We start from the raw sequence: 3,023 nt of genomic DNA, 5'->3' as shown, positions 1-3,023 counted from the left end.
CCACTTCTCAAGCTCTATGACTTGCCAATGATCCAACGCATGGTAGTTGCTCGGGTTTGATAGACTAATAGCGAATTTACTCATGGTGCTCCTTGACTTTCATCTTGTGCGGTCTTATCACCCAATCCCGTCTATCTGTGGTAGGCACAACCTCAATACGCAGTGCTCCATCAACACATCTAGGAAAAGCTGGTTTTTGAAGTTGCTTTTGATCTCAACGGCTTGTCTAGGGGTGTAAAACTCAGGGATGTCAAGCTCTTGCATCACCCCCTCTAAGCTCCGTCCAAACCAGCCGTATTTTCCATATCGTGGCTTATCTTTGAGCACAGATTGCAAAATCGCAACCACAGCCGCGCGGTGTTTTAGTTTGACTTGTTTGAGAGTGGCAAAGCCGTTGTGATAGTGTCGCCTGTCAATGGGAGTGCCCTTTTGCACGAAGTCCAAATACTCCTTAGATAACCAAACTTCTAGCTGGGTGTCTTTGCTGATGACATCGCTCACAATCGCCCAACCATCAATCCGCGCGTGTTGTAAGTCTTCTAGCTTCTGCTCTAAAGATTTGTAGTAATGGTGTGAGCGCCCTCCAAAGACTGACTGCGTCAGGGCATACCGCGTTGTGGTGATTTTGAGTTGCCCGCTCTTTGGCTCAAAGCCCTTGAATTTCTCCTCACAGCTCAAGGCTAATAGGCATTCTAAGATTGTCTTGTGCGACATCCTCAAAAGCGTTTGTGTGAGCTTATAGTTGCGTTTTCTCCATTGAATCACCCTTGGCAACTTGTGATCTAAATCGCTTTGCTCGCCTTTTTTTCGCTCGTCAATGGGTGCAAATAGGGAAGTAGCACACTCCGCCACGCTAGTGGTAAAAAACTCTTTGGGGGGTTTAAACTTGACTCTCTTTTGCGTTCGTCCCTCTTGCGATGCTTCCAATGCTCTTGCTATGTTATTCATCACCCTATCTGTTGCCATTTTCACACACTCCTCAACATTCCTGTGCTATAATCTCGTGTCTTAGTTCTCAAAAAGGAAGGTCATCTTCAGGTTCAGGTTCAGGTATGACCTCCTTAACGACATCTAAAACTCCATGTCTAAAACGGGCAAAATACAAAGGCATAGCACTTTTTCCTAAGTTCTGTTTGCTGAGATTCAAACGCACTAAATCTTTATTTTGCGCGAGTGCTTGTAGCCTCTCTATCTCTTCATCCCTGTTTGGCTCATTCTCAAAAATGGCTTCTAGGTTTTGCTTATCCTCCTCCTCAAAAGTCGCCATTTCCTCTTTATCCTTAGAGAGATTGCTTTTCTTTTGGAGTGTTACAGAGCTCATCGTCAAGTGGTAGCGGACATTATCTACTAGAGCACTCGCCCCTCTTGCACTCACACTCTCATTCTTGTAGTTTAGCGCGCCCGCCTTTGAGCTGTGGTGTATCATCAAAATGCCGACATTAGCCGAGCGCGCTAAATCTCCCAAAAGACCTACTAAAAGCGTCATCTCTTTGTTGGAGTTTTCATCAAGGGCGTGAAAGCGACTAAGGGTGTCTAAGATGACAAGCTTGATGTCTAAGTCATATTTATGGCGTTTCTCCTTAATCAATGTTTCTAGGGCGCGTGCTAGTCCCGTATTTTTAACGCGGTTGCCCTCTGCGATGAGAAACTTTGCCTCTCTCCTAAACCCCGCCACAACATCAATGGGAATAAAGTTATGATCTAGACTCTTTGCCACAGGGTTGGGGTTGGTGATGAAGCCCTGATCTACCCTATGCTGTAAAATGCGCCACACCCGATAATCAATCACATCTTTATCATCCTCGTTACTCAAGTAGAGCACACCCCCGCGTGATTGCACCAAACCATTGAGACTAGGAAGTGTGTTTGTGGTGTCTGCCATACTCATCGCTATTGTTAGAGCCAAAAAGCTTTTACCGCTCCCACCGCTTGAGCTGAGTAACCCGCAAGTGCCTCTTTTGAAGCCTTGTAACAAAAACTCAGGATCAGGGAGTTTAGCCATTGCATAAAGCTTGGAAGGCAACATGGTACGCACCTTAAGCACATTCCCGAACTCACTAAACAAAATTTCCTCCTCAAGCTGACTTGTCGGTGTGCCAATAGGCGTGTTGGAAACTATCTCTTTAACTTCCTCCCATGTTTTGCCGTCAAACCTAGCCTCGTCCTCTTTGGGCGCGATGGGCACAATGCGATTAAGGTGTTTTAGGCAATGCCATTCCTTCAAATCCTCCTCACTCAAGGGAACGCGTTTTACTTCATCTCTCCAGTCTTTTTTTCTTGAACTCGCCATCTCAAACTCCTTTCATTTGTTCTGTTTTGCCTCAAAAATATATCGCATAATACCTAAAACTTTATTGAATAACAAATGTAAAATTTTAACGAATTTCACTACTAAACAGCGGGAATATAGATTTTTATGCGGGATTTTGCGATAGCGGATTTTTAATTTACGATACACATACGGGATTTTACGACCCATAAATAGGGCACTCCGCAAATTTTCAAGGTCGCATTATAGGAACGCGCGCGCGTAATTACACTAAGCACTGCGTGCTACACCATGCGCGTGTAGCTACACGCACTTTTAGTGCTATCGCCTGATCGCTGACGCTAGGCGAGTCTAAGTGCTAGCACACGCTCAGTGCTCCGCGCGCGGGGAAAAGAGAAAATACCCCCAAACCCCAAACCTCAAACAAAAAAAACCTCCACTCCACATAGATACACCTAGGCTAAGTGAAACTAAGTGGAATGGAGGATTTTTTTTACCATCCGCGCCGTAAAGCCCCTAGCTTTAGCTATGGGGAGTATGTCAAAAGACAACAAGGCTAAAAGCCACACAGAGATTTTGCAACACCCAAAGACTCTCGAATCTTGCAAGGCACATGGATTTTCAACCAACCAGCGTTTTCTTGCCAAAAGACGCTAAGAAGCTTTTAGCCCTTGTTCTGTGTTCTCAAAATTAGACTTTGGCATGTCAATCGTGGCTTGAGAGAAACAATGGCGTTTTTAGCCTCGTAGAAGCC

At 45.2% G+C, this 3,023-nt stretch carries 2 protein-coding genes; both read right to left on the bottom strand.

Annotated elements, in window-relative coordinates:
• Positions 1-117: 117 nt before the first annotated feature.
• Positions 118-966, bottom strand: coding sequence for a hypothetical protein (locus tag EAO36_RS08055; RefSeq protein ID WP_162983293.1), 849 nt, complete (start codon positions 964-966; stop codon positions 118-120).
• A gap of 49 nt (positions 967-1,015) precedes the next feature.
• Entirely contained in the window at positions 1,016-2,290 is a 1,275-nt protein-coding gene (locus tag EAO36_RS08050; RefSeq protein ID WP_120955987.1) for an AAA family ATPase, read from the bottom strand.
• Positions 2,291-3,023 lie beyond the last annotated feature (733 nt).

Origin of the sequence: Helicobacter mehlei (assembly GCF_003660265.1) — a bacterium.
GTDB classification, from domain to species: domain Bacteria; phylum Campylobacterota; class Campylobacteria; order Campylobacterales; family Helicobacteraceae; genus Helicobacter; species Helicobacter mehlei.
This window is presented reverse-complemented; position numbering and strand designations above follow the sequence as displayed.

Excerpts from the sequence above, each read along its gene's own strand:
- EAO36_RS08050 (WP_120955987.1), bottom strand. The coding sequence starts at position 2,290 with ATGGCGAGTTCAAGAAAAAAAGACTGGAGAGATGAAGTAAAACGCGTT.
- EAO36_RS08055 (WP_162983293.1), bottom strand. The coding sequence starts at position 966 with ATGGCAACAGATAGGGTGATGAATAACATAGCAAGAGCATTGGAAGCA.